We start from the raw sequence: 26917 nt of genomic DNA on the forward strand, positions 1-26917 counted from the left end.
CCCGCCCGCAGGCGACAAGCGGGTCCGGGTCTGCGACCCGGCGCGATCCAGCCGCGCAGGCTGGCCGCTCGCCGCAGCGAGCGGAATCCCCCTTTGATTCCCGGTGTACGACCCGGGAATCAATCAAAACAAACAAAAGGGAAAGACCAACCGGGTGGTTGGTCTTTCCAGAGAATTGCGCGTCCTACGGGACGCGCTTTTCTTTTTTATTTTAGTTGATTTTCGCGAGAGCGAAAATCAAAAGGGGAGTTTCGCCCGTTGCGACGGGCGACTCAGGGCTCTGCCCTGAGAACCCGCAAACCTTTGAAAAGGTTTGATCTAAACTTTATTGTCGCCTGCGGGCGAGAACCCGTTTGCCTTCCGATTGACGCAATCCCCGCTTTGCGTTAAGATAGAGTGGAACGTAACAAAGGAGGGTCTATGAACCAGATCATTTGCGAAAATGAGGCCATATTACTCTGTACCAAACAGGATGTCGGTGTCTGTATTCTGCGTTGCCGCACGTCTGACCCGGTCATTATCCTGCCCGAAACCATACATGATCTGCCGGTCATCGCACTCGGTGATTATCTGTGCGCCGAGCGTGAACCCGACGTATCCAAATACGACGTATTTGAGGTGCGTCTGACCACCGGGGAACGGATTTCGTCCACATTAACACACAATGCCCGCGCCATCGAGCGGGTGGTGATTCCGTCTTCTGTGCACACCATCGGCAGTTATGCCTTTTACAACTGTTACAGTCTGCGCGCGCTGACCGTACATTCCGGTGTGCGTGCGGTCGGACACGGTGCCCTGATGAACTGCACCGCCTTTCAGACCATCGATTTATACGCCGAGGAGGGTGAAAAAAACTGCCTGTCCGACCTTTTAGGCCAGACCAGCGGTGAGATTGCAGTCGATCTGCACCAGAAATACGCCGAGGCGCGTCTGATCTTCCCGCCATTCAACGAGGAACTGGAAGACCTCGGCCCGGCGCACATCTTCCAGCGACGCATTGAGGGTGCAGGCTATGCTTATCGCCAGTGTATTCAGAACGGCGTGCTATCGTTTTTGCAGTACGACGGCGCATTCGAGCGCCTTTTGCGCATTCAAGACTATGACACGGCCTGCCGGGTTGCGCTTTTGCGTCTGCGGTGGCCGGTGGGACTGTCCGCGCAGGCACGCGAGGTTTATTTGGCCTGTCTGCGCGAGCATCCGACCGATGCCGTGCGCACGCTCTTAGACAGTCGGGATGTGCCCGGTCTGTCGGCGTTGCTGTCGTTCGGCGTGCTCGACCGTTCCGGGCTGTCTGCCGCCTGTGATCTTGCGCGGCAGATGGGACAGACCGAAGCGCTCGCGCTGCTGCTGGCCGCGCTTGACCGTTCGGCCGGACGCGCTGCGCCGCTCATGCAAAAGACCTATGACCTGTAAAGGAGGGGGAGCGGATGGGTGCCGACTGGCAGACCATCGGGCGCGAAATTTTGACCGCTGCCCGCAATGAATTATACCTCAATCTACCGTTTTTGGACGCGGCACTGTGTGCGCTGCCCTTTGCAGAGGGATTCGACACGCCGACGCTCGCGACCGACACCAAGGTGCTCTATTATAACGGTGCGTGGCTGGCCTCACGCTACGAGCGGGCGCGCAGTCTGACCTGCCGTGCCTTTCTGCACGTCATTCTGCACTGTCTGCTCCGTCATCCGGCTGGCCGTAAGGGTCGGGACGGCGAGCTGTGGGATTTGTGCTGTGACATCGCAGTCGAGAGCATTCTCGACGAGCTGAACTATCCCTGTCTGTCGCCGTCCGCGCCCGGCGTGCGCCGCAGCCATCTCTACCGCACGCTCAAATCGCACATGCCGGTGCTGACCGCGGGCGCGATCTATCGCCAGTTCCGGCGGGAACCGCTGTCCGAGTACGACCGTGCGACCTACGCACGGGAGTTTGCGCAGGACGACCACAGCCTGTGGGAGAAGGCTGAAAACGAGCAGGAGCAGGACGACCCGTGGCCGCGTGTCGCCGAGCGCGTACAGACCGGTATGCAGACGGTCATGAGCGAGTCGGCAACTGGCGGCCAGGCCATCACCGAGCAATTACGTGTCGAGACCCAGCCGACCGACAATTACCGCGCTTTCCTGCACCGCTTCGCCGTGATCGGCGAGGAAATGGGCGTGGATGCGGACAGCTTCGACTATGGCTACTACGCCTACGGCCTGCGGCGCTATGGCAACATGCCGCTCATCGAGCCGCTGGAAACGCGGGAAGTCAAGCGCATTTCCGACTTTGTCGTCGCGATTGACACCTCGATGTCGACTTCGGGCGACCTTGTCCGACAGTTTTTGTCCTACACCTACGGTATTTTGAAGGATACCGAGAGCTTTTTCCGTCAAATCAACCTGTATATCATCCAGTGTGACGACCAGATCCGCGCCGAGCAGCACATCCGCAGCGCACGTGAGCTTGCCGACTATATGGAGCATTTTACGCTGATCGGTCAGAGCGCGACCGACTTCCGGCCGGTCTTTGACCGCGTGACCGAGCTGCAAAAGGCGGGTGCATTCCACCGTCTGCGCGGCATTCTGTACTTTACCGACGGTCTGGGAATTTACCCGAGCAAAAGACCGCCGTATGACGCAGCCTTTGTCATGCTGGCCGGTCAGGGGTACCCCGAGCGCGTCCCGCCCTGGGGCATCCGCGTGGTACTCGACCCCGACACACTGGAAACCGGAGGGAACCAATGAACATCAAACGAGCCAAACAGGAGATCACCAATACCATCAAAGCCTACCTTGCCCGCGATGCGTTCGGCGAGTACCAGATCCCGCCCGTGCGCCAGCGTCCCATCCTGCTGATGGGCCCTCCGGGCATCGGTAAGACCCAGATCATGGAGCAGATCGCAGCCGAAACCGGCGTGGGTCTGATCGCCTACACGATCACCCACCACACTCGCCAGAGCGCACTCGGCCTGCCCTATATCGACCATCACACCTACGACGGACAGGAATACGCGGTCACGTCCTACACCATGAGCGAGATTCTGGCCTCGGTATACGACCTCATGGAGCGCACGGGCGTGCGCGAGGGCATCCTGTTTTTGGATGAGATCAACTGCATTTCTGAGACACTGACCCCGATGATGCTGCAATTTTTGCAGTGTAAGACCTTCGGCAACCAGAAATTGCCCGAGGGCTGGGTGATTGTCGCGGCGGGCAACCCGCCCGAGTACAATAAATCGGTGCGTGAGTTCGACGTGGTCACGCTCGACCGCGTCAAGCGTATCGACGTGCAGGAGGACTATCAGGTCTGGAAGGAATACGCATACCAGCGCGGCCTGCATAGCGCGGTGATTTCCTATCTGGACATCCGACCGGACAACTTTTATAAGATCGAGGCGGCAGCCGACGGCTTGCAGTTCGCCACCGCACGCGGCTGGGAAGACCTGTCCGCGCTGCTCATCACCTACGAAGCCCTCGACCTGCCGGTCGACCGCGAGGTCGTTGGTCAGTATATCCAGCTGCCGCGCATCGCCAAGGATTTCGCAAACTATCTCGAGCTGTACCGCAAATACCAGCGCGTCTATCGCATCGATGAGATCATCGCCGGACAGTGGGAAGCGGTACGCGCATCTGAGTTCGCCGCCGCACCGTTTGACGAAAAACTCAGCGTCATCGGCCTCATTTTGTCTCGTTTGTCTGAGCATGCTCAAACGGCGCAGCGCATGGACGCATTGACCGATGTCCTGTACGCCGATCTGACCCGGGTCAAGGGCGCACTGACCACTGCACCGGTCGCAAAGGCGCTCGCAGCTATCATCGAAGACCGCTCGAAGGAACTCGAGAGCGGCCGCACGTCGGGTACACTGGATACCGAGCGCAAGCGCCGCTTGCAGCTGGAAATTGCCCAGCTGGAACAGTACCTGCACGCGGTCGAGCGCGAAAACGAGAGCGATAATGACAAGGCATTTGATGTACTGCGTACCCAGTTCGGCGCACAGACCGCAAAAAGAGCCGAGAGCGTCACGACAGCAGGCCAGAGCTTGGATAACGCATTTGCATTTTTGGAGCAGGCGACCGGCGAGAGTCAGGAAATGGTGCTGTTTGCGACTGAGTTGACCGCCAATCCCTATACTGCGTGGTATATTCAGAATTGCGGCTGCGAGGCGTATTTCAGACACAATCAGGCATTGCTGTTTGATGATACCCGGAGTAAGATTTTGGACGAGATTCAGAAGGCGAAAGAGAATCATTAACCGCCGCACCCCTTACAGAAAGTTTCGCCAGCCTTTTCAAAGGCTGCGGGTTCTCAGGGCAGAGCCCTGAGACGCGCTCCGCAGAGTGCGGAATCTCTTTTTGATTTTCCCGTCCCCCGCAAGGGAAAATCAACCAAAATAAGCCAAATAAAAATCGCCGTCCTCGGACGGCGATTTCAAAAAGTACGTTTTTGTTGAAACCCGGGTCGGACACCGGGTTTCAAAAGGGGATTCCGCGTCCTGCGGGACGCGGCGCAGGGCGCTGCCCTACGAACCCGCAAGCCTTTCGAGAAAGGCTTGAGCGAAAGCTTTATTTCGCTCCGCGGGAAGTCCGACCATTCTAACCCCAAAAGGAGTCCTTTTATGCATCTTTCCTTTGCCCCACTCGAGGGCATTACCGGCTATCGCTTCCGCAATGCGCATGCGCGTTGGTTCGGTGCGGCCGATCGCTATTTCACCCCATTTTTGACCCCGAATCAGACCTATAAATTCACATCCCGCGAGAAAAACGACGTTCTCCCCGAAAATAACACGGGTTTGACCATCATCCCCCAGCTATTAACCAACAATGCCGAGCACTGTCTGTGGGCGCTCGATGTGCTCAAAAATCAGGGCTATGACGAAGTCAATTTGAATTTCGGCTGTCCGTCAGGCACGGTAATCGTCAAGCGCAAGGGCGCGGGCATGCTGACCGATCTCGAGGAACTCGACCGCTTTCTGGACGCGGTCTGCAACGGATTTTCGGGCAAGATTTCGGTCAAAACCCGTCTGGGATTGCAGTCATCCGACGAATTTCCCCGAATTTTAGATATTTACAACCGCTATCCGCTGTCCGAGGTCATCATTCACGCCCGGGTGCAGAAGGATTTTTACACCGGCACCCCGGACTTAGAAGCCTTTTCTGCGGCGCTCTCAGCCTGCCGCCATCCGGTCTGTTATAACGGCGACCTGTTCACCGTCTCCGATTACGAGCGATTTTGCCAGACCTTCCCGACCGTCGAGCGCGTCATGCTGGGACGCGGCTGGATTGCAAACCCCGATCTTGGCAACCAGATTCGCGGCAAGGGTACACTGGACAAGACACGTCTGCGCGGTTTCCACGACGAACTGTACACCGCGTACCGTGAGACGCTGTCGGGCGAGACACCGGTGCTGTTTAAGATGAAAGAACTGTGGTTTTACCTGCATTGTCTGTTTGAAGACAGTGAAAAAGTGCTCAAAAAGATTCGCAAGGCCAAGCGCCTGCGCGATTACGAATGCGCAATGAACGAAATGTTCGACCATGCGCTGATTGCCGATGCCGGATATCGACCGGTCAAGTGAGCATGCTCAGGTGTGACCCAAAGATAGAATAGGAGATGAGACCATGCGGTTGTGCATTGTATCAGCTGGGATGGCTTAAGAGGCCAAACGATCATAAAAACGAGCTATTCCAGCCAAAAAAGGAGAGAATTTTATGAGACTCAGCGGTACGGTATATTCAAATGTCCTGGAAATGGACACCGACATTACGATTATCACGCCGAACGACCTGAAAGACGAACCCTATCAGGTGGTATATCTGCTGCACGGGCTGTGCGGCAACAATAAAACCTGGCTTGACTACACCATGCTTCCGTTTTACGCCGAGCACGGACGATCGATCTACGTTTTGCCCGAAGTCGGGCGCAGTTTTTACGCTGATATGCAGTACGGCCAGCGGTATTTTACCTATATCGCGGACGAGCTGCCGGTCATCGTGCGCAATGTCTTTCGGGTATCGGCTGACCGCGATCACACGGTAATTCTGGGCGGATCAATGGGCGGTTATGGTGCACTCAAATGTGCGCTGTCCCGTCCCGAACAGTACGGACTGTGCGGTGCGTTTTCCTCGTGCTGTCTGCTGCTGCGCGAAGGCTTGGATGACGCACGCGAGCACGGTATGGACGGCTGGGGCGTGCAGATGCCGCGTGATTTTGCCGCCATCTTTGGGGATGACCTGACATGGACGCCGGAAAACGACCTGCTGGCACTGGCCGAGCGTGCCAAGGCATCGGACAGCCCGCTGCCGACGCTCTATCTGACCTGCGGACGGCAGGACGGATTCTATCCCGATCACGAGCGCTTTTTGCAGTCGCTTGCCGAGCTGGGAATCGACGCGGCGTTCGAGAATTGGGACGGCGTACACGATTTCCCGTACTTTAATGAGGCGCTGCGGCGCACAATCGAGCGATTTTCCCTGTAAAATGCTGCCCTCGCGGTACAAAAACCGCGGGGGTAAATTTTTGTCTATTTTGCTAGAGGTATAGACCAAAGTGTGAAAATTGCAAGAAATACAGGATGTAACTCTGGAGATGAAACAAATAAAAATCAACTTTTGGTACAAAAAAGTGCACAGTTTTATTGCAAAATAAATAAAAATAGAGAAATTTGAACAAAAAATAGGTTGCGATAGGCAGACCCCTCTGTTATACTATACCAATCATGAGCCGCATGGGCTCATAGTTATTCAGAGAAGGGATGAAAAAACGCATGAGAGCAAGAAATCAGCATCTCAAACGCCTGCTCAGCCTGCTGCTGACCGTGGTTATGGTACTGGCCATGATTCCCGCGGCGTTCGCAGCGGACACGGCTTCCGGTTTTGTGATCGGGCCGTACCTGCTGGCGCCCAAGACGACCAGCATGGTCGCAGTCTGGGAGACCAGCGGCAGCGAGCCGACGACCATCCGGTTCGGCACCGATGCCAACGCGCTGGGCGATGCGGTCACGGTCGAGCGTGACCCGGAAGCACCGGCCTACGGCGGTGTACAGACCAATATCTACCGGTATAAGTTCTCCGAACTGACCCCGGGCACGCGCTATTACTACGAGGTAGCGCTGGCAAACGGCGAAACCAGTCGCGGAACCTTCCGCACGCTGGAGGAGAACCCGACCGAGATTCGCTATATCTCGATCACCGACACCCATAAGTTCGACACCAAGGCGACGTTTGACGCTGCGGTTGCCGACTATGACCCGGCTTTCATCATCCACGGCGGTGATATGGTCGAGGGCACCGGTACCCAGAAGGAGCAGTACGCATTCTGGTTCAACAGCGGCGAATTTATCCACAATTACCCGGTGGTCTACGCCTGCGGCAACCACGATTTCAGCGACTACTTCGACATGTACGTCATCGACACCCAGACCGAGGAGTACGGCTCTGCGGTCGCGGGCAACATTTCCTTTGACTACGGCAACGTACACTTTGACCTGATGGACAGCAACCCGTGGGCGCTGTTCCAGATGAACGCCGAGACTTCGGGCGGCAAGATGGACGCTGCGACTGCGGACAAGATCGAAAAGTCTGTCCAGTGGCTGAAGGACGACCTGTCCAAGAACCAGGATAAGGCCTTCCGTATTCTGGTCATGCACCATCCGATCTCCGACCCCTACACCAAGATGCACATTGCATCGGTGGCTGAGGCAGGTCACGTCGATATGATGCTGGCCGGTCATACCCATAGCTACGCCCGTGCGGTATCCGATCAGCCGACCGTCGGTGCAGGCACCATTTACCTGACCCATCAGGATTCCCGTGCGGTCAGCGCCAAGGGCAGCTACATGACCCACACCATCAAGGACGGCGTTCTGACCACCCAGAACATGGCAAACGGCGGCGTCGTCGGCACGACCGTTACCGCTGTGGACAAGCAGCAGCTTGCATACAGCAACATTTCCATTCAGTCCGGCCCGGTTCCGTGCAACAGCGAGATTGAGATTTCCGCGACCATCACCAACACCGGCAAGGGCATGGCAGCGGCTGTCATTCCGGTCGATGACAACGGTACGATCAAGTACATCTACGGCGATCTCGAGAGCGACAGCGGCCTGTCCACTTCGGGCGAGCCGGTGCGCGTATCGTCCAACGGCGTCAAGACCCTCGAGCCCGGTGAGTCCATCGAGCTGAGCGGTACGGTCACCCTGACCGAGATCGGCAAGCACACGGTCAAGGTCGCAGACGTGTCCAAGGACATCGAAGTCCAGTTCCGTCCGGCAACCTTCTCCTATACCAACGTCCGCACCAAGCTGGGGGGTGGTGAGGTCAGCGACATTGGCAGCGATATCCTCAACATCAAGGCCGATATCACCAACATCGGCAATGAGGACGGCACCGCAACGGCGACCCTGTACGTTGGCGACGAGGCCACCCTGAGCAAGCAGTATACGCTCAAGGCCGGCGAGGTCAAGACCTGCGAGTTCACCTATCAGTTCGAGCAGGCTGGCGAGTTCTCGGTACGCATTGGCGATTCCGCACCCGAGACCGTTTACATCGAGGGCTCCATTCAGGGCATGCCCATGGTCGTTGACCAGTCGGGCAAGGGCAATAACGGTTACCTGCACGGTGCACCGACCATTGGCACCGATGACAAGGGCAACGGCACCATTATTCTGGACGGCGATAAGGATTACGTCGAGATTCCCGACAATCAGAATTTCACCATCGACAACGGCATCACCGGTATGGTATGGGCCAAGCTGCCGGTCAGCGAGGGCACCGGTATCAATACCCTGACTCCCAACGGCCGCGATCACAACCCGCTCATGACCAAGGGCGTGTCTATCGGCTGGGGCACCAACTACCTGTACCGCATGGCAGTCCGTGCAACCGGTAAGGTCACGGTCGGCATCGGCTTTAACAACGACAACGGCGAATTCTTCTGGAACGATGACGACGCAGACCCGAACGCTGGCATCAAGAAGGGCGAGTGGGTGCAGTACGTCGGCGGTTTCGACCGCACGACCGGCGGCGATTCCTACCAGAACAAGTACAACAGCGGCCACATCGATGCACCGGCATTCGATTCCGAGATCAAGAACTGGCCGGGCGCATCCACCTATATCGGCTTCTCGTACACCGGTGCCCTGCTGACCAACCGCGGCCGCGGTGTTGACCGCACCATGCTGGCCGGTGAGGTATCGCAGGCACGCATGTACCAGAGCAAGCTGACCGAGGCAGAGGTTGCAGCGGTAGCCGATGCACCGAGCGCAGCAGGCCCGAAGAGCGACGATCTGGTGCTGTGGCTGAACTTTGACCCCAAGAACATTGTCCAGACCGGTACGCACACGACCGAGTGGGCAGAGATCTCCGGCGCACCGGCATCCCTGGCGTACAAGGCAGAGATCCCGGGCAAGTCGGCGATCCAGGCGACTGTTGAGTTCTCCAAGGACGGCAAGACCGTTTCGGGCTCCAAGGCATTCAACCTCAAGACCGGCGAGAACACCATCGATCTGACCGGCGCAGGCGAGGGCAAGTATGTGCGCATCGTCACCAAGTTCACCTCCAATCTGGGTACCGAGCAGACCGACATTCCGGTTCTGTACACCTACACCCTCAAGGCAGGCGAGAGCACCGCAGCATGGAACACCTACGCAGACTGGGCAAAGGGTACCTTTGCAGACGGCGCAGGTCACCAGTCCTCGGATGCATACCGCGCATTGAGCGAGGATTTTGACGACTACGCAGGCGAAGTGGACGAGGGCAAGCCGGTCGAGCAGACCGCAGCTTCTTCCGAGACCACTCAGACCAGTTCGGCAGCTACGGCTGAGACCACCACCGAGACCAAGCCCGAGCAGCCCAAGGAAGCGGGCTGGGATGTGGACGACAGCCACTGGGCAGCCGAGACCATCCGCGCGATGATGGCCGAGGGCGTGCTCGAAGGCGATGCCGACGGTCGTATCCGTCCGGATGACAAGATCACCCGCGAGGAAATGATCTGGGTCATGAACACTATGCTGGGCATCAAGCCCAAGGCAGACACCAAGCTGGATGCTGCCGACCGTTCGTCTGAGTGGGCGTATGGCGCACTGGCAGCGGCCAAGGATGCAGGCATCCTGCAGGGCGATGAGTTCGGTTATCTGTGCGGCAGCGACTACGCGACCCGTGCCGAGATCATCACCATGATCGCACGTGCCTGCAAGGTATCGTCCGACGATCATTCGATACTGGACGGTTTCACTGACGCAGCAGACATTCCCGATTGGGCAGTCAGCGCGCTGGCAGGCATGGCGGCTCAGGGCAGCCTGAGCGGCTACACCGACGACACCCTCCAGCCCAACGATCAGATCACCCGCGCAGAGGCATTCAGCCTGCTGTACGAGGCAATCACAGTCGAAGCACCTGCACAGGCAGCATAAAATAAGAAAAGCGTCCCGTTTGGGACGCTTTTTTTCATTTACTTTTTTGCAGGATCGGCCTTGATGCGGTCAACCAGACCGAGAATCAGGTTTTCGACGTAATCCTCACCCAGCGAGGTGTCGATGCACAGGTGATAGTTTGCCGACGCACCCCAGATGGTGCGGGTGTAGTAGCGATAGTTGTCGGCGCGCTGCTTGTCGGTCTGCTGGATGTGGTGTCTGGCTGCCTTTTCGTCGGTCAGATGTTCGCGCTGCATGACCGTGCGGATGCGGTAGTCGAGCGGTGCGTGCAGAAAGACGCGGACGCAGCGCGGATTGTTCCGCAGCACCCAGTCGGCACAGCGGCCAACGATGACGCTGTTTTTCTGCGCGGCCTCGCGGATGCTCTTGACTTCGGCCTCAAAGATGTTGTCCTTGGGCGGCTGGTACTGGTCGGAATAGCTGTACATCTCACTTACCAGATCGTAGAGCAGGCTGTGAGACATCTTTTCCTCGGTTTTTGCGATGAATTCGGGCTGATAACCGGTCGTACCGGCAGCCATCTGGATGAGTTCCTCATCATAGAAGGCAAAGCCCAGACGGTCGGCCAGCTTTTTGGCGATGTCGTGACCGCCGCTGCCGAACTGACGGCCAACCGCGATGCAGATCGGTTCCTCTGCAGTGGGCTGGGGTGCCTGCTTGGTTTCAGCCGGTGCCGCATCGAACAGCATTTCGGGCAGGAAGGACAGCTTTTTGCCGATCAGACGGGCGATGAAGCCGACGAGCAGGGCGGCGATGACCGTACCTTCACGCACGCCGTTGAGGTGACCGGTCAGGACGATTCCCAGAACGCCCGCGATGACCGCCATGGACACATCGAATGCGACCTTGGTCACGCCAAATTCGGTTTTCCAGCGGAAAACCACCGCGCGGACGAAGGATTCACCGGGCAGCATGATGACGTTGGCCAGTACCTCCATGTACACGCCGATGCCCAGCACGATACAGCCGACGAGCAGATAGAGAATCTTGAGCACATAGGCTGCGGGCTGGACGAAGAACAGGAGCAGCATGCACAGATCGATAAAATAGCCGAAAACCAGCGAGATCGGAATCTGCAGCAGGTGTTCGGCCTTAAAATTGCGCCCGAGGATGACGAGCTGGAGCACGATGAGCAGGATGCTGAAAAAGATGGTGAACTGACCCAGAGAGAAGGGAAAGCTCAGACTGAGTACGTAAGGGATGGACGAGATCGGCGACGTACCAAGGTCGGCCTTGGTGATGAGCGCCACGCCCAGCGAGTTTACGAACAGTCCGAGCAGAAAGACGAGATAGCGTTTCAACTTATGTTGTGTTTCCTTCATGCAGATACCTCCTATTTTACCATTTCTATGATAGCATCCCAAAAATAACATGTCAATTATTACATGTTTAAGGCATCACCCGTGAACGCAAAAAAATCCCCCGACCGAGATACGGTCAGGGGAAAAAGGTCACGTGCGGGCGCGGCACAGGTCAATGCAGGTTTCCAGCCAGTCGCAGCTGGCCTCCTCGCGCTTGATCGCGCCGAGCAGCACCATATAATCGCAGAATGCGCAGTCGTCGGCAGGCGGAATGCCGTCGAACTTGTTCAGATCGTCGTGCAGCTGGGCCAGCCGCTCGGTGTGCGCCTCAAGTTCGGCGCCCAGCAGCGCAAGCCGCTGCTCGGACGGGATACTGTCCGAGAAAAACAGCTGCAAGCGGAATTCATCCTTGGGCACACCACGCGGCTTGTGGCGGGTCAGTTCCCAGGTGTGGAACGCCTCCCGACCGGCCGGGGTGATGGAATAGAGCTTTTTTTGCAGCACATTGCCCGCAATCTCGATTTCGTACTCGACCAGACCGGCTTCGGTCAGACTTTTGAGTTCGGGGTAGATCTGGCTGTGCTTGGCGTTCCAGAACTCGAAGAGACTGGTGTCGCACGCGCGGCTGATATCATATCCGGTCATTTTTTGGCGGTTGAGCAATCCAAGGATCGCGTATTTCAAAACTCCCATGCAGATGCCTTTCTAAAACAAATCTTGATGAATACAGTGTAGCATATTTGCGCATAAACGCAAGCCCCGGACGGACAGAAGAAAAGTCCCGTATCTGTGATACGGGACTTTTTTGCCGATCAAAAGAAATCTTAGAAATCGACCTCGGTGTCGTAGAAGCAGCACTTGAGCAGCTTTGCCATCTGCTCGGGGTCGATCGAACGCGGGTTGGAACCGGTGCAGGCGTCGCCGACAGCCAGCTCAGCAACCGACGGCAGCTTGTCGAGGAATTCCTGCTCGTCGATGATGCCGCCCTCGTAGTCCTTGATGCAGGTCGGGATATCCAGTGCGCGGTTCATCTCCTGGATGTGCGCGATCAGTGCGTCAACCAGCTCGTCGGTGGTGGTGCCGGCCAGACCCAGGAACTTCGCGATCTTTGCATAACGCTCAGCTGCAGCGGGCTCCTTGGCGTTGAAGCGGATGACCTTGGGCAGGTACATTGCGTTTGCACAGCCGTGAACGATGTGGCCGCCGGTGTAAGCTGCGCCGGTCTTGTGTGCCATAGAGTGCACGATGCCGAGCAGCGCGTTGGAGAATGCCATACCAGCCAGGCACTGTGCATTGTGCATGCGAGCGCGCGCTGCCATATCGCCGTTGTAGGACGGGATCAGGTCAGCGCTGATCATCTCGATGGCGTGCAGCGCCAGCGGGTCGGTGTAATCGCAGTGCAGGGTGGATACATAAGCCTCGATTGCGTGGGTCATTGCATCCATACCGGTGTGTGCGGTCAGCTTCTTGGGCATGGTCTCAGCCAGCGAGGGATCGACGATTGCAACATCGGGGGTGATGTTGAAGTCAGCGAGCGGATACTTGATGCCCTTCTCGTAGTCGGTGATAACCGAGAATGCGGTGACTTCGGTTGCGGTGCCCGAGGTGGACGGAATTGCGCAGAACTTTGCCTTGGTGCGCAGGGTGGGGAAGTTGAAGGGGATGCACAGATCCTCGAAGGTCACATCGGGGTATTCATAGAATGCCCACATTGCCTTTGCAGCATCGATCGGAGAACCGCCGCCGATGGAAACGATCCAGTCGGGCTGGAACTCGCGCATGACAGCTGCACCCTTCATAACGGTCTCAACCGAGGGATCGGGCTCAACGCCTTCGAACAGCTTGACTTCCATGCCTGCTTCCTTGAGGTAAGCTTCTACCTTGTCGAGGAAGCCGAAGCGCTTCATGGAACCGCCGCCAACAACAACGACAGCGCGCTTACCGGTCAGGGTTTTGAGCGCTTCCAGCGCATTTTCTCCGTGATAAAGGTCTCTGGGTAATGTAAATCTGGACATAAGTCACAACACTCCTGCTCAAATTGATCGCACTTTTGTGCGTTTATGCTACGAGCCTATTATAGTATAAGGTGCCCGCGAATGCAATGCTTTTTTGCACGTTGCACAGTGCGGGACGAAAGGCGCGGATAAGGTTGGACAATCTTGCGCTCTCAGGCGTGTGCCGCGGAAAGCGACCGTTTCCGGTTAGAGATTCTTGCTCACTCGTCCGAGCCGGTGCGGTATTCGCGGTAAAATTTGGGCGACATGCCGACGTATTTGGTGAAAATACGGGAGAAGTAAGCCGAATCTTCAAAGCCGACTTCGCGGGCAATCTGGGTAATACTGTCCGAGGAGCAAGACAGACGATCCTGCGCTTCTCCGATTCTGCGGCGCAGAATATACTGCTTGAGCGTGTAACCGGTGTGCTGCTTGAAGACGTGCGCGAGGTGGTAGGGACTGACAAAAAAGAGTTTTCCCAGCTGCTCGATGGTCAGATCCTGCTGATAGTGCGTATAGATGTAGGCTTCGACCTGTGCGCACAGTTCATTTTGCTGGCTGATGTTCTCGGTGCCGTATTCGCGAATCATCTGCTCGGTCAGTTTGAGCACCGACAGCATGAGCTGCTGGCAGATGTGCAGGTACAAAGGCGCCTGCTGGTCGGCCTGCCGCAGGATGATCTGCAAGAGGGCGGAGAGGTCGTCAAACTGTGCCGGACGGTGGAAAATCGGGGTTTTATTGTGCGCGATGATGTGGTTGGGCGGCAGATCGGGCAGCTGTAAACCCTTGATGCCCAGGCAGATGGTCTGGTAGGTTTCGTGGGTTTTGGGGAACTCGTCGTGTACCACACCGCCGTTGCACAGAATCACGTCACCGGCACGAATGGGGTAGCGCTGAGCGCCGATCGAGTAATGCCCGGAGCCTGCGAGCAGCAGCAAAATCTCGGTGATATCGGCGTGACAGTGCATGATTTGCTGGTATCCGTTGGTCCAATCCTGGTAGCTGATGCGGTAAAGACTGGGCTGACCGGGGAATAAGGTCTGTACCTCCTGTGGGAAAAAGATAACCTGATGATTGGAGGAATGGGTCGATTTCATGTTGTGAGAGCTCCTTTTTGCATGGTAAAAAGCAGGTCGACGGAACCGCAAGAAAATCCATGTGGAAACATGGCATTTTTTCGTTCCGCACAAGAAAGTGTATGTTCATTGTAACACAGCTTTTGTAAGATAGACACTGCAAAAAGGAGTGAGGACAGATGAAATTTACAAAGCTCAATCTATACAGAACCTTGCTCATGTGCGCAGGGTTCATGGTTGCAGCCTTCGGCAGTGCGCTGTATGTGTACAGCGGACTGGGCGCAGACGCGTTTAACCTGATGGTACAGGGCGTGTCGGGCGTGCTGGGGCTGGCGATCGGTACGACGAGCAGCCTGATTCAGTTTATATTCCTGGCGCTGCTGATTTTTGTCAGCCGCCCGCTCATCGGAATCGGTACCTTTGGCGGTACGGTTCTGATCGGCATGGTGATGAACCTGTGCGAAATTTTCTTGCAGCCGCAGCTGGCGCATGCCGGTTTGCTCATGCGTGTGCTGTGCGTCATGCTTGCGCCGATCATCGTCGGTACCGGCGTTGCCATGGTCAACCTTGCCAGCATGGGCATGGCGCCCAATGATATCCTTTCGGTCTGGCTGTTCACCCGACAGAAAAAACTGCCCTACCGCGCTGTCCGCATCATCTATGACGTGGTACAGCTGGCCATCGGTCTGGCGCTCGGCGGCGTGGTTGGCATCGGTACGGTGCTGTCGGCTGTGCTGACCGGCCCTGCGATTCAGGCGGCATCCGGAGTGCTCGAAAAGCTCACGCCCCAGCAGATGCAGACCGTATCGCTCAAATAAATATTGCCCACATCCTATTTCTACTACATATGATGGACACCCCGCTTGTTGACTCTCTCAAGCGGGGTGTTTATCGTTCTGCGCAAAAAAATACCCTGTATCAAAAGGATACAGGGGATTTAGGATGCAGGGAAAGCGTGTGTGACAGGAAAGCAGGCTGACGCACGACACGAAAATTGGCAGATACCTATTATATATAAGGTGTTAAATGCCGAAGTTTTGCATTTCCGCCAGCTGCTCCATCTTGGTCTTTGCCTCTTGCAGGCTGTGGTAGATGAGCGAAATCTTCTTGGGCTCGCAGCGGAAGAGCGGGACGGATACGCTGAGTGCAGCAAAAACCTTGCCGCCGCGGCACAGCGGGAGTGCCCAGCAGGCCAGCTGCGGGGTGGATTCCTCGCGCTCGGTAGCGATATCGCCGCGGCGGATGGCATCCAGCTCGTCCAGCAGAACGTCCATATTGGTGATGGTGTGGTCGGTCAGACGGGGCAGACCGTCCGGGTACAGGGCACGCACTTCGCTGTTGCTCAGTCCGCTCAGCAGCGCCTTGCCGATCGCGGTCGCGTTTGCGGGCAGGCGGTTGCCGACCTTGGAAATCATGCGGATCGCCTCGGGAGAGTCCTCCTTGGCGATGTACAGAACGTTGCCCTGATCGAGAACGCCGAACTGGCAGGTCTCCTGGCAGGTTGCAACGACCTTTTTGATGACATCAATAAATGCGGCCATACCGCTGTTTGCGGCGTAGGCCGTTCCGAGAACCATCGAGCTCGGGCCGATTGTGTAGCGGGTGGTTCCGAAATGCTGCTGTAAATACTGTCGTTCCTCCAAGGTGTGAACGATCGGGAACAGGCTGCTCTTGGGTGCACCCAGTGCCTGCGCCAGTTCGGTCAGCGTCATACCGTCAGAAGAAGCGGATAAACACTCCAGAATATCCAATACCCGAGCTGTGGCACGATGCAGCTCTTGCGCCATTATCACATTTCCCCTTCCAAAAAATAACATGGTATTATTACTGTCTTATATTTTATCAAACATTGTTTCTTTTTGCAATCAATCATGTGAAATTGTCCAACATATGACAAATTTTATATCGGGATATCACAGCGTCTCTGTTCATTTTTCATATGCACGGTTCTGCATCACAAATTATGGTTTGAAAACCGAACAGCTTTGTGTTATAATAAATCCAATACAAGAATTCCCCTTTTTTGACAGCAAGTTTGTTTGTGCAGAAAGGGGTCTTGTGGCGCAAAAATTCTCAAAATCAGCTGTGCTTGGACCGGACGGCCCGGCGCGGTCGGATTTCTCACACCAACAAAGAAACGAGCAGCGTGTTATCTTTTTTTAAGGGGAATATACGTTGCTTTTTTCGGGTGTAAGAGCGAATGCGCCGATTTGGCAAAAAATCGCAGCGGTATTTTGATGCTGCGGTTTGGGTTACTCATCCGCGCAGGGAACCGGCATGGTTTCCGGTATGGATGGGGGACAAAATTTTCCGACTGTATGGAGGTGAGAAGGCTGGTTTGCGGCCGGAGGTTCCCGCAAACGATCAAAGCGCGTGACTGGGTGGTCATGCGACGTCTGTATTGACACAAAAAAGGGGAGTTCCTGTCCGTGAGGATGCGGACAAAACTCTGCGTTGCCCAAAATATCAAAAAACGACAACGAAAGAGAGAGATTTAAAAATGTTAGGTAAAGTACGAATTCTGGGAACCATGAAGAAGTTTCCCGCAGGCGTTATGGTTATTCCGCTTCTGCTGGGCTGCATCATCAACACCTTTTTCCCGGACATTCTGACCATCGGCGGTTTTACCACCGGCCTGTTTAAGGGCGGTATCCAGACCCTGATCGGTCTGTTCCTGTTCTGCAGCGGTGCTACGATCGACGTAAAAATGGCAGGACGCACGGTATATGTCGGCGTCGTCCTGACTGCATTAAAGTTCTTCCTGGGCTTTGGCCTGGGCATCCTGCTGAACGTTCTGTTCGGCGAAGCAGGCCTGCTGGGTCTGAGCTCGCTGGCGATCATCGGTGCGGTCACCAACTCCAACGGCGTTATCTATGCGACCCTGGCTGGTGAGTACGGTGAGGAGAGCGACGTCGGTGCGACCTCCATTCTGGCGCTCAACGACGGCCCGTTCTTCACCATGATCGCACTGGGTGCTGCCGGCATGGGCACCTTCCCGGCTAAGGACATGATCGCCTGCATGGTTCCCATGATCCTGGGCTTCATCGTTGGTAACCTCGACCATGAGTGGCGCAAGATCCTGGCGCACGGCATGATCGTCCTGCCGCCCTTCAACGGCTTCACCCTGGGCGCAGGCATGAACCTGTTCAACATCGCAGCTGCTGGTGCTTCGGGCGTTGTGCTCGGTCTGATGACTCTGCTGGTTACCGGCGTGCTGTCCTTCATCATCTACAGCCTGCTGCGCCGCTGTCCCGACCCGATGGGTGCGGCAATCGGTACAACGGCAGGTGTTGCGGCGACCACGCCTGCATCCATCGCGGCTTCCGACCCGACGTTTGAACCGCAGGTTGAGACAGCAACCGCACAGATCGCAGCGAGCGTTGTTATCACTGCAATCCTGTGCCCGCTGATGGTATCGTTCCTGGCGAAGTGGAGCGACAAGTGGTTTGAGAAGCGCGGCAAGAAGCGCCGTGAGCTTGCAAACCTGGAGGAGTAAACCTCATAAAATACCCTGCAAATAAAGACGGGAGGAATGTACAATGAAGCAAATTATCACCGCGCGCACTGTGCTGGCTGGTTCGGAACTGGAAGAGATCCAGAACGGTGCGGTTGTCGTAGAAGACGGCAAGGTTGTTAAGGTTGTACCTGCCGAGCAACTGACCGAGGAAGATCGCGCACAGGCAGAGTGGATCGCGTTCGAGGACGAGACCGTTCTGCCCGGCCTGATCGAGGGTCATAATCATCTGAGCATCGATGCCCGTAAGTCCAACCATCTGGAGATCCTGGGTACTGCGACCGAGTGCAAGCTGACGCTGCTGGCCGAGGAAGGCCTGTATGACGATCTGCTGTCCGGTGTCACGACCGTGCGCTGCATGGGCGAGAAGCACGACCTTGATCTCAAGCTCAAGAAGGAAATCGACGCAGGCAATCTGGTTGGTCCGGACATCCTGCCTGCCGGTGTCGGCATGAAGGGTTCGAACGGCAGCGGCTACATCGGCGCACCGCACTCCGGTGTCGAGGAGTTCCGCCGCACGGCGCGTTCCAACGTTGCCAAGGGCGTAAAGCTGCTCAAGATCTTCACCACCCCGGGTGTATTCTCGACCGAACAGGATTTTATTCCGTCTTTCCTGTCGGCTGAAGAGATTCGCACGGTTGTTGAGGAGGCACACCGCCTGCATCTGCCGGTTGCGGCACACTGCATCGGCGGTCAGGCACTGCGCGACTGTGTCGAGCAGGGCGTTGACGTCATCGAGCACGCATACTGTGCATCCAAGGAAGATATCGAGCTGCTCAAGGCACACCCGGATTGCTGGGTTGACCTGACCACCGGTATCTACCTCGACCCCGACCGTGAGCAGTACCTGTCCGAGAACAACGCGCGCAACGTGCGTGCCGGTCGTGAGATCGTGCGCGAGTGCGTGGGCAATCTGGTACGCGCAGGCATCCACTTTGCACTGGGTACCGACGCAAACCACGGCCTGCTGTGGAAGGAAGTCGTATACACCGTCGAGCTGGGCGCAAGCAAGCGCGATGCCCTCAAGGGTGTTACCAGCAACGCGGCTTACATTTCCCGCCTGTCGGGCAAGAAGGGCGAGCTGACCGCCGGCGCGGACGCCGACATCATCGCGGTCAAGGGCAATCCGCTGGAGGACCCCGCAGTGCTCGCAGATGTATCCTTCGTCATGAAGAAGGGTGTTGTTTATAAAAAGAACGGCGCTCCGACCGCGTGCTGCCGCTCCATCCAGAAGACGCTGTAAGTCGACTGGATGCGGCAGGGCACAAAGACACCGCTCTTTTGTGTGTATATCCCAGAACTTTCATTAGATTTGGAGGAAGAATTATGAGTCAGTTCACTGGAAAACCCATCCTGGCAGTTCCGCTCGGTGATGCAGCCGGTATCGGCCCCGAGATCATCGCAAAGCTGTGTGCAAACGGCTTCCTGATGGAGCACGCAAAGCCCATTCTCGTCGGTGACGAGAGCGTCCTCAAGCGCGGCATGAAGGACACCGGTTCGGACTTCGCTTACGTGGTCAAGGAGACCATGGAAGAGGCTGTCGAAGAGGCAAAGAAGGAGACCGGTCTGGTTCTGCTCAACACCAAGAGCCTGGACGCTTCCAAGGTTGAGATCGCTGTTGTTTCGGCTGTCAACGGTAAGGAAGAGGCAGACAACCTGGTTATGATCATGGATTACTGCAAGAAGGGTCTGGTAGAAGGCTTCTGCTTCGGCCCGCTCAACAAGGCAGCCATGAAGAAGGGCGGCTACAACTTCGAGAGCGAGCACGAGCTGTTTGCTCAGGAGCTCGGCGTTATGGACAAGCCGCACGGCGAGATGAACGTACTCGACGGCCTGTGGACTTCCCGCGCAACCAGCCATATCCCGCTCAAGGATGTCAGCGCTCACCTGACCCCCAAGACCGTAGGCGACGCCATCAATCTGGCTTACGAGACCCTCAAGCGTGCAGGTTATGAAGATCCCAAGGTTGCAATCGCAGCAATCAACCCGCACGGCGGCGACAGCGGCACTTGCGGCCGTGAGGAGATCGACGTTCTGCAGCCCGCAGTTGCTAAGGCAAACGCTGAGGGCAAGAGCATCGTCGGTCCGTTCCCGTCTGACACCCTGTTCATCCGCGCATTCAAGGGCGACTTTGACGCGGTCGTAACCATGTACCACGACCAGGGTCAGATCGCACTCAAGCTCAAGGGCTTCGAGCGCGGTGTTACCGTAGCAGCTGGCCAGCCCTACGCTATCACCACCCCGGCACACGGTACCGCTTACGACATCGCTGGTACCGGCACCTGCACGACTTCGGCGTTCGAGACCGCTTACAAGCTGTGCGCAAAGATGGCTGTTACCGACCGTACCTACGGCAAGCAGTAAAAAATTGACAAAACCGATTCTTTTCTGCGCAATGTAATCTGTTTTACGGCTGTATCCGATTGATTCGGATGCAGCCGTTTTTTTATCATTTGGGCTTTCTGAAACAAATGATAAAAAGGGAAAGGTTACAAAATGGGGGAATTGTGCAATCTGACGGAAATTGATTGACACCTTATGGAAGGCGTGATATAATATAGAGCAATAAGAACGGGGTTCTTAAATACGAATTGCCCGGTGAAATCGCACGAAAAAAGCAAAAGAACGGAAAATTGCCTGCAATCTGACCGATTGCAGGCAATTGTCATCGTGCAGAGATCAACCTGTGCAGGCGTAAATGAGAATGGGGAAAGGAGGAAAGAAGGTAAAAACCGCTGCCCGGCTGGTGCTGGGTATTTGTGCGTAAACAAGCCAATCAAAAAGAAAGAAAAGAGGGGAAATAATATGACAAGTCCCGGTATGTTAATTGCGGCGCTGGTCGTCGCGATCGCGATTATTTTGTTCTGTATTATTGTGCTCAAGCTCAACGCTGCCATCGGCATGGTGATCGCCTGTCTGGTCATGGGTCTGGCGGGCGGTCTGGATCTGCTCACCACCGCGTCCACCATTTCGTCAGGCTTCGGCAACATGATGACCAGCATCGGTCTGCCCGTCGGCTTTGGTACGATACTCGGACAGTTGATGAGCGACAGCGGCGCGGCATCTGTGATTGCCGATAAGCTGGTTTCGGCCTTCCCGGAGAAGCGTTCCATCTGGGGCCTGAGCGTTGCAGGCTTCATCCTGTCCATTCCGGTATTCTTTGACGTTACCTTCATCATCCTCATCCCGATCGGCATTACCATTGCTTCCAAGATCGACATGAAGATGTGCTACGTCACCGGCTGTCTGACCATCGGTGCGACGACCGCGCACTGTGTCGTGCCGCCCACGCCCAACCCGCTGGCAGCTGCCGACATTTTCGGCTTTGATCTGGGTATCATGCTGATCGTTGGTGTTGTGGTTGGCTTCATCACGGTTATGGTGTCCAACTTCATCTACATCAAGATTCACGACCGCGGTATCTGGAACGATGCCACGGACATCAACCAGAGCTCTACGGTTGCAGCCGAGCTGGTCGCAAACCGTCAGGCAGAAGACCCGAACAAGCCCAAGCCGGGCATGTTCCTGTCGCTGCTGCCTATCATCATCCCGGTTGTCTGCATCCTGTTCGGTACGCTGGGCGGCGCAATGTTTGAAGAACCTCCGGTCATCTGCACCTTCCTGGGCGACAAGCTGATCGCAATGCTGCTCGGTACGCTGGGCGCATACCTGGTCAGCCTGCCGTATATCGGCCGCAGCAATCTGGAGCAGTCTGCCGGTGAAGCACTCAAGAGCGCAGGCGTCGTTCTGCTGGTCACCGGTGCAGGCGGCTCGTTCGCATCGGTCATCACTGCGACCGGCATTGGTGATGCGATCGTCGGCCTGCTGGGTACCGATACCACCTCGGTGATTCCGGCCATGTTCCTGGCTTACGGCATCGGCCTGATCTTCCGTGTCGCACAGGGTTCGGGTACGGTTGCAGGTATGACCTCCATGGGCATTATGGCGACCATCGCGCCGATGGTCGGCTGCCATCCGGTATGGATTGCACTGGCATGCCTGTCGGGCGGTAACTCGATCGGTCACGTCAACGACTCCGGTTTCTGGGTCGCGACCAATATGTCCGGCCTGACCGTCACCGGCGGTCTCAAGACCTATACGCTGGGTTCCTTTATTTCCTCGGTCTGCATTTTCGTGCTGGCGATTGTAGGTGCCCTTGTGATCCCGCTTTGATCTGATCACATGAAGCGAGCGCTCCCTCGATGGACTATCGAGGGGTCGCTTTTTTACGGCCTGCAATCGAGGGATGGCAGGTGCATCAGAAGATGCCGGCCGGTGTGTTGTATTTTGCCCTGAGATGCGCTGTATCGGCGTGGGACAGAGCGTATGAGAACTTACACATAACGCACGCGTCCATGCGGCAGAGAGCGCCTGTGCGCGAAAGAGAAAGGCCTGCCTCTGGGCTGAATTTAGACAAAAAAAGAGGGCGGTACAATGTACCGTCCTCTTTGTGTTGTGAACTGTTTTGGCTGCTTAGCTCAGGCCGTTGGAAGCCATGTAATCAGCCTCGAACTCGGAAACGTAAGCGGTAGCGTCAGCAGAGTTCATGTACTGGCTGATGAGCTGGTTGGGAACCAGGTACTCGTCGTTCCAAGCCTGGGTCTCGGAAACCTTCTTGAGTGCGTCAGACCAGAATGCAACAGCTGCATCGCTCATAGCCTTGGGAGCTGCAACACCGCGCCATACCGGAACTTCTACGTTCTCGTAGTCGCCGATCTCGGACAGGGTGGGAGCATCAGCCAGGTTGCCGCCGAAACGCTCGGTGGACAGAGCCAGAGCCGGGGTCAGGTCGCCGGACTCAACGTACTGGGAAGCAGCAGCGGGCTTAGAGATAACGAAGTCCAGGTTGCCGCCCAGAGCAGCGGTGATTGCGTCGCCGGTAGAGTCGTAGGTGATGTAGCCCATCTGATCCTCGGTCAGGCCGAGCTCTTCAATCAGAGCCTGATAGGTAGCGATATCGTCGCCCTTGGAGCCGCCGATTACAACGTAGGTGCCGTTCTTAGCAGCCTCGATTGCAGCAGCAAAGTCGGTCATGTCAGCGCCGGTCTTTGCGTAAGCGGTCTTGCCGGTAGCAGAGCCGCAGGAGAACAGGAGCTGCTTGTCGACAGCCATGATTGCCAGAATGCGGAAGTTAGAAGAACGATTTGCAGTGTTGGTAACCATGGGCATCAGGTCGCCGGAGTTGAAGGTCAGCAGGTTGTAGTCTGCGTTCATGGTCATGGTTGCGATCTTGTTACGGCCAACCTCACCAGCACCGTCGGTCTCGTTGGAGATAACGATGGTCTGACCATTGACCAGATCCTCGTTCTTCATGATGTCAGCGATCTTACGGGAGAAGATATCCGAGCCGCCGCCTGCACCAGAGGTACATACCCAAGTAATGGTTTTAGTGGGGGTGAAAGTGCCGTCTGCGTTGGTGTCCGAACCGCCACCGCCGCAAGCGGTCAGGGACGCGGTCAGAGTCAGGGCTGCAACTGCCAGAGCAGCCAGCTTCTTCATCTTTTTCATGTCGATTCTCCTTTTTTCTTACCAATGTTTATTTCAAATAAATTGAAATCATTAAATTAGACCGAAGTGCTGTTCTTGGACTTGATCTTGCGCATGAGTGCCTTGAACGAGGGGGTCAGAACGAGTACGAGGAAGATAGCCAGCAGAACGATCTTCAGGGTAGAGTCAGCGAATACGGACAGGCTGCCCTGAGAAGCGATGAATGCCTTACGCATGTTCTCTTCGAGCATCGGAGCCAGAACGAATGCCAGCAGCATCGGAGCAGTCGGGAAGCCATTCTTGTCCAGAATGTAGCCTACGATACCAGATACGAACATGACGATAACACCGTACATGGAGTAAGAGGTGGAGTAAGCACCAACGATGCAGACACAGGTGATGATCGGGATCATGAACTTGATCGGAACGCTCAGAATCTTAATCAGGAAGGGGATGACAGCGACAGCAACTGCCAAGGTAAAGATGTTAGCGATGTACAGGGAAGAAATCAGGCTCCAGCAGAAATCGGGGTTGGTCTCGAAGAGCAGCGGGCCAGGATTCAGACCCCACATCATCAGACCGCCGAGCAGAACGGCGCCGGTACCCGAACCGGGGATACCCAGAGCGAGCAGCGGAGCGAATGCGCCGGCAGCTGCGGAGTTGTTACCGGACTCGGATGCAGCGATACCTTCGATTGCACCGGTACCCATGGGCTCTTCGCTCTTGAACTTCTTCTGCATTGCATAGCCGACCATGGAGCCGGTGGTAGCACCCGAACCGGGCAGAACGCCGACGAAAGTGCCAAGCAGAGAGGAACGCAGTACGGGAGGCAGCAGGCGCTTGAAGTCGTGTCGAGTCAGCATCGAACTACGGATGGACAGCTTAACCGCCTCGTAGGTGCCACTCTTACGCTTTTCTTCGTCAGCCTTGCGCTCGTTGACCAGCTTGATAACCTGAGCGAAGCCAACCGCACCGATGATGAAGGGGGTGAAGGTGATGCCGCCCATGAGGTAGATGTTATCGAAGTTGTAGCGCGGTACGCCGGACAGGGTGTCCATACCGATGGAAGCGACCAGAATACCCAGCATGGTGATGACAACGCCCTTGGTGGGGTTCTCACCGATCAGCCAGCTGATGGAGGTCATCGCGATCAGCAGAATCAGGGTCATCTCAGCGTAGCCGAAGTTCAGACCGAGCTTTGCCAGACCGGAAGCGGTGATGGTCAGGATGAGGATACCGATGGTACCGCCGATGAAGGAAGCGAAGTTCGCGGTCATCAGAGCCTGACCGGGACGACCCTTCTTAGCCATCGGGTAGCCGTCGAGTGCGGTGGTGATTGCCGGCGAGTCACCGGGGATGTTCAGCAGAATTGCGCTGAATGCGCCGCCGTACATGTTGGAGTAGTACAGCGCACCGAGCATGATGATTGCGGTAGTGGGGTTAAACTTGTAAGTCAGGGGCAGGAGCAGCGCGACGCCGGCCAGCGAGCCCAGACCGGGCATTGCGCCGACGATCAGGCCGAGGATGGCACCCAGCATACAAACGCCGATGTTCTGGGGATCAAAAACGACCTGGAAACCCGACAACAGGGAAGCAAAATTTTCTAACATATCCGGACCTCCTTACATCAGATAGGCGAACAGACCAACCGGGAACTGTACCTGCATCCAGAAGACGAATACGCCCAGAATCAGCGCAGCCATAAAGACTTCGATGATGATGGTAGCCTTCCAGGTAGCCTTCTCGATGACCTTGAGCCAGAGAAGCAGATACAGCAGGCAGCTGGCGATCAGACCGATGATGTAGCAGCCGATGATGATGCCGCCGCCGCCCAGGATGACCATGAGCTCATTCCTGTTGTACACAGGAGCGTCTTCATTGCTGCGCAGCATCTGAACCAGGCACAGGAGGCTGGTTGCGAGCAGTACCACAGCGATGATGATGGGGAAGAACGCAGCCGTCGGCTGACCCTCCCAGAAACCGAAGTCCTGCAGACCGACCACAATGAACACGATCGCAATGATGGCGGTGATGATGGGGACCAGGATGCGGGAGTTTACTTTTCTTTTCTCCACAATGTTTCCTCCTTCAATCTTCTTATGTTTCTTAAATCCGCAGATCTTGTCGTACGCGGTGAAAACCCTGCGAAACGACCCGTACCGTCCACGGAAAGAAATCAGTGGTGGTAGTGGAAAAACGTACGCGGCAGTCAGGGCAGAGACAACCAGATTTTGTCGTATGGCCAAAAAGCATGGAAACGTGATCCAGTTTTCCAGAACCGAAAAAATACAATCGATCTGTCCAACAGAATCGGTCACAGACGGCAAATTGGTGTAACAGTTTTTCCCCCTCTCTGTGTAGATGCCAACTTTGCCAGTGTGCGTTCGGACGGTGCCTTGATCATACCGTATCATACCTCCAAGACCTAAACAATCACGGAGTTACTATACGGAATCGGTCTAAAACCACCGGGGAAGTGCCGACGCCGGGTCAAACGAAGTTGGATTTGACCGGTGCGGAACTCTCATTTTTTCATGCTTTTCACACGACAGAAAAGCCCTTTTCTGACCACTCGGTTTTTATTTAAGTACCGCGTCTTTATTTAAGTATAACTTGTATTTGTTAAAAGGTCAACAATCTCTTGAAAATCTGTTTAATATTAATAAGTATAAAACGTCAGATTTCGTAACTTCTGCATAAATGTCTGGAGGCAGAAAAAGGCCGGTGACGGCCGGACGCGGTAAGGGTCAGATACACTGGAAACCCAGTGGGGACAGATGGGGAAGGCTGATATACACTGCACAGGCTGGTACGGTGCGCACCCTGTCTCGCAGACGGGAATAAGAACGGCGTTCGGCATAATTTCAGGGGATTTTTGGCAAAAATGGGTGTGTGCACAGACAGAACGGCCTTTTGTTTCGACTGATGTTTCCGCGAAAAAGCAGACGGGACAGATGGACAAATGCCGCCACCGGCGGGAAGATTTTGTAACCAAAAAGAGGCGTCTGACAGGGGAGATAAAAAGGTTTCATCGGGCAAAATGAGGGTGCGGATGGATGCGCAATGTCTACAAAAAATGGGAGATAAATTCTGCTAAAATGAACAAAGCAATTTGCGCAGAATGGGACGGAAAATTGCGG

Annotated in this window: 19 protein-coding genes; 11 read left to right on the plus strand and 8 right to left on the minus strand. The window is 55.9% G+C overall.

The window, feature by feature from the left end:
• Window positions 1-420: 420 nt before the first annotated feature.
• The 6 genes from B5D52_RS13725 to B5D52_RS13750 all read left to right on the plus strand — a co-directional run bounded on the left by B5D52_RS13725 (window position 421) and on the right by B5D52_RS13750 (window position 10384).
• Window positions 421-1413 (plus strand): leucine-rich repeat protein, encoded by a 993-nt coding sequence (locus tag B5D52_RS13725; protein ID WP_016149054.1) that lies wholly within the window; start codon window positions 421-423, stop codon window positions 1411-1413.
• 14 nt (window positions 1414-1427) lie between these two features.
• Window positions 1428-2720: a vWA domain-containing protein gene (locus tag B5D52_RS13730; protein WP_016149055.1), complete on the plus strand. Its 1293-nt coding sequence runs from the start codon at window positions 1428-1430 to the stop codon at window positions 2718-2720.
• Window positions 2717-4228, plus strand: a complete 1512-nt coding sequence (locus B5D52_RS13735; RefSeq protein ID WP_016149056.1) for an ATP-binding protein — start codon at window positions 2717-2719, stop codon at window positions 4226-4228. The genes B5D52_RS13730 and B5D52_RS13735 overlap by 4 nt, the downstream gene beginning before the upstream one ends.
• Window positions 4229-4591: 363 nt before the next feature.
• Complete coding sequence (locus B5D52_RS13740; RefSeq protein ID WP_016149057.1) at window positions 4592-5551, plus strand: tRNA dihydrouridine synthase; 960 nt, start codon at window positions 4592-4594, stop codon at window positions 5549-5551.
• 133 nt (window positions 5552-5684) lie between these two features.
• Window positions 5685-6452 (plus strand): alpha/beta hydrolase, encoded by a 768-nt coding sequence (locus B5D52_RS13745; RefSeq protein WP_016149058.1) that lies wholly within the window; start codon window positions 5685-5687, stop codon window positions 6450-6452.
• Between the two features lie 287 nt (window positions 6453-6739).
• Complete coding sequence (locus tag B5D52_RS13750; protein ID WP_159446506.1) at window positions 6740-10384, plus strand: S-layer homology domain-containing protein; 3645 nt, start codon at window positions 6740-6742, stop codon at window positions 10382-10384.
• Between the two features lie 38 nt (window positions 10385-10422).
• Here B5D52_RS13750 and B5D52_RS13755 read toward each other — a convergent pair whose 3' ends face one another.
• The 4 genes from B5D52_RS13755 to B5D52_RS13770 form a co-directional block, all read right to left on the minus strand.
• On the minus strand, window positions 10423-11727 hold the full coding sequence (locus B5D52_RS13755) for a cytidylate kinase family protein (protein WP_016149060.1): 1305 nt from the start codon (window positions 11725-11727) through the stop codon (window positions 10423-10425).
• 129 nt (window positions 11728-11856) lie between these two features.
• The gene (locus B5D52_RS13760) at window positions 11857-12399 is read right to left on the minus strand and encodes a PadR family transcriptional regulator (protein WP_016149061.1); all 543 of its coding nucleotides are present in this window, start codon (window positions 12397-12399) and stop codon (window positions 11857-11859) included.
• A 131-nt stretch (window positions 12400-12530) separates the two neighbouring features.
• Entirely contained in the window at window positions 12531-13721 is a 1191-nt protein-coding gene (locus tag B5D52_RS13765; RefSeq protein ID WP_016149062.1) for an iron-containing alcohol dehydrogenase, read from the minus strand.
• Window positions 13722-13921: 200 nt separating this feature from the next.
• A complete protein-coding gene (locus B5D52_RS13770; protein WP_016149063.1) occupies window positions 13922-14797 on the minus strand; it encodes a helix-turn-helix transcriptional regulator in 876 nt (291 codons plus the stop codon).
• A gap of 158 nt (window positions 14798-14955) precedes the next feature.
• Between B5D52_RS13770 and B5D52_RS13775 the strand changes: the two genes are divergently transcribed.
• The gene (locus tag B5D52_RS13775) at window positions 14956-15594 is read left to right on the plus strand and encodes a YczE/YyaS/YitT family protein (protein WP_016149064.1); all 639 of its coding nucleotides are present in this window, start codon (window positions 14956-14958) and stop codon (window positions 15592-15594) included.
• 204 nt (window positions 15595-15798) lie between these two features.
• Here B5D52_RS13775 and B5D52_RS13780 read toward each other — a convergent pair whose 3' ends face one another.
• Window positions 15799-16563 (minus strand): IclR family transcriptional regulator, encoded by a 765-nt coding sequence (locus B5D52_RS13780; RefSeq protein WP_016149065.1) that lies wholly within the window; start codon window positions 16561-16563, stop codon window positions 15799-15801.
• 713 nt (window positions 16564-17276) lie between these two features.
• On the opposite strand from B5D52_RS13780, the gene B5D52_RS13785 reads away from it, so the two are divergent.
• The 4 genes from B5D52_RS13785 (at window position 17277) to B5D52_RS13800 (ending at window position 22463) form a co-directional block, all read left to right on the plus strand.
• Window positions 17277-18272: a 2-keto-3-deoxygluconate permease gene (locus B5D52_RS13785; RefSeq protein WP_016149066.1), complete on the plus strand. Its 996-nt coding sequence runs from the start codon at window positions 17277-17279 to the stop codon at window positions 18270-18272.
• A 43-nt stretch (window positions 18273-18315) separates the two neighbouring features.
• Window positions 18316-19533, plus strand: coding sequence for an amidohydrolase family protein (locus tag B5D52_RS13790; RefSeq protein WP_016149067.1), 1218 nt, complete (start codon window positions 18316-18318; stop codon window positions 19531-19533).
• An 83-nt stretch (window positions 19534-19616) separates the two neighbouring features.
• A complete protein-coding gene (locus B5D52_RS13795) occupies window positions 19617-20654 on the plus strand; it encodes a 4-hydroxythreonine-4-phosphate dehydrogenase PdxA (protein WP_016149068.1) in 1038 nt (345 codons plus the stop codon).
• 441 nt (window positions 20655-21095) lie between these two features.
• Window positions 21096-22463, plus strand: coding sequence for a GntP family permease (locus tag B5D52_RS13800; protein WP_016149069.1), 1368 nt, complete (start codon window positions 21096-21098; stop codon window positions 22461-22463).
• A gap of 300 nt (window positions 22464-22763) precedes the next feature.
• Here B5D52_RS13800 and B5D52_RS13805 read toward each other — a convergent pair whose 3' ends face one another.
• Genes B5D52_RS13805 through B5D52_RS16160 form a run of 3 tightly spaced genes read right to left on the minus strand, consistent with a single transcriptional unit; the run spans window position 22764 to window position 25852 of the window.
• Entirely contained in the window at window positions 22764-23798 is a 1035-nt protein-coding gene (locus B5D52_RS13805; RefSeq protein ID WP_016149070.1) for a tripartite tricarboxylate transporter substrate-binding protein, read from the minus strand.
• A 56-nt stretch (window positions 23799-23854) separates the two neighbouring features.
• On the minus strand, window positions 23855-25387 hold the full coding sequence (locus B5D52_RS13810) for a tripartite tricarboxylate transporter permease (RefSeq protein WP_016149071.1): 1533 nt from the start codon (window positions 25385-25387) through the stop codon (window positions 23855-23857).
• Between the two features lie 12 nt (window positions 25388-25399).
• A complete protein-coding gene (locus B5D52_RS16160; RefSeq protein WP_016149072.1) occupies window positions 25400-25852 on the minus strand; it encodes a tripartite tricarboxylate transporter TctB family protein in 453 nt (150 codons plus the stop codon).
• Window positions 25853-26917 lie beyond the last annotated feature (1065 nt).

It is taken from the genome of Butyricicoccus pullicaecorum DSM 23266, assembly GCF_900167005.1.
Taxonomy (GTDB): domain Bacteria; phylum Bacillota; class Clostridia; order Oscillospirales; family Butyricicoccaceae; genus Butyricicoccus; species Butyricicoccus pullicaecorum.

Bases quoted from the DNA above. Each gene is read 5' to 3' on its own strand.
- B5D52_RS13725 (WP_016149054.1), top strand. From the start codon at position 421: ATGAACCAGATCATTTGCGAAAATGAGGCCATATTACTCTGTACCAAA.
- B5D52_RS13730 (WP_016149055.1), top strand. From the start codon at position 1,428: ATGGGTGCCGACTGGCAGACCATCGGGCGCGAAATTTTGACCGCTGCC.
- B5D52_RS13735 (WP_016149056.1), top strand. From the start codon at position 2,717: ATGAACATCAAACGAGCCAAACAGGAGATCACCAATACCATCAAAGCC.
- B5D52_RS13740 (WP_016149057.1), top strand. From the start codon at position 4,592: ATGCATCTTTCCTTTGCCCCACTCGAGGGCATTACCGGCTATCGCTTC.
- B5D52_RS13745 (WP_016149058.1), top strand. From the start codon at position 5,685: ATGAGACTCAGCGGTACGGTATATTCAAATGTCCTGGAAATGGACACC.
- B5D52_RS13750 (WP_159446506.1), top strand. From the start codon at position 6,740: ATGAGAGCAAGAAATCAGCATCTCAAACGCCTGCTCAGCCTGCTGCTG.
- B5D52_RS13755 (WP_016149060.1), bottom strand. From the start codon at position 11,727: ATGAAGGAAACACAACATAAGTTGAAACGCTATCTCGTCTTTCTGCTC.
- B5D52_RS13760 (WP_016149061.1), bottom strand. From the start codon at position 12,399: ATGGGAGTTTTGAAATACGCGATCCTTGGATTGCTCAACCGCCAAAAA.
- B5D52_RS13765 (WP_016149062.1), bottom strand. From the start codon at position 13,721: ATGTCCAGATTTACATTACCCAGAGACCTTTATCACGGAGAAAATGCG.
- B5D52_RS13770 (WP_016149063.1), bottom strand. From the start codon at position 14,797: ATGAAATCGACCCATTCCTCCAATCATCAGGTTATCTTTTTCCCACAG.
- B5D52_RS13775 (WP_016149064.1), top strand. From the start codon at position 14,956: ATGAAATTTACAAAGCTCAATCTATACAGAACCTTGCTCATGTGCGCA.
- B5D52_RS13780 (WP_016149065.1), bottom strand. From the start codon at position 16,563: ATGGCGCAAGAGCTGCATCGTGCCACAGCTCGGGTATTGGATATTCTG.
- B5D52_RS13785 (WP_016149066.1), top strand. From the start codon at position 17,277: ATGTTAGGTAAAGTACGAATTCTGGGAACCATGAAGAAGTTTCCCGCA.
- B5D52_RS13790 (WP_016149067.1), top strand. From the start codon at position 18,316: ATGAAGCAAATTATCACCGCGCGCACTGTGCTGGCTGGTTCGGAACTG.
- B5D52_RS13795 (WP_016149068.1), top strand. From the start codon at position 19,617: ATGAGTCAGTTCACTGGAAAACCCATCCTGGCAGTTCCGCTCGGTGAT.
- B5D52_RS13800 (WP_016149069.1), top strand. From the start codon at position 21,096: ATGACAAGTCCCGGTATGTTAATTGCGGCGCTGGTCGTCGCGATCGCG.
- B5D52_RS13805 (WP_016149070.1), bottom strand. From the start codon at position 23,798: ATGAAAAAGATGAAGAAGCTGGCTGCTCTGGCAGTTGCAGCCCTGACT.
- B5D52_RS13810 (WP_016149071.1), bottom strand. From the start codon at position 25,387: ATGTTAGAAAATTTTGCTTCCCTGTTGTCGGGTTTCCAGGTCGTTTTT.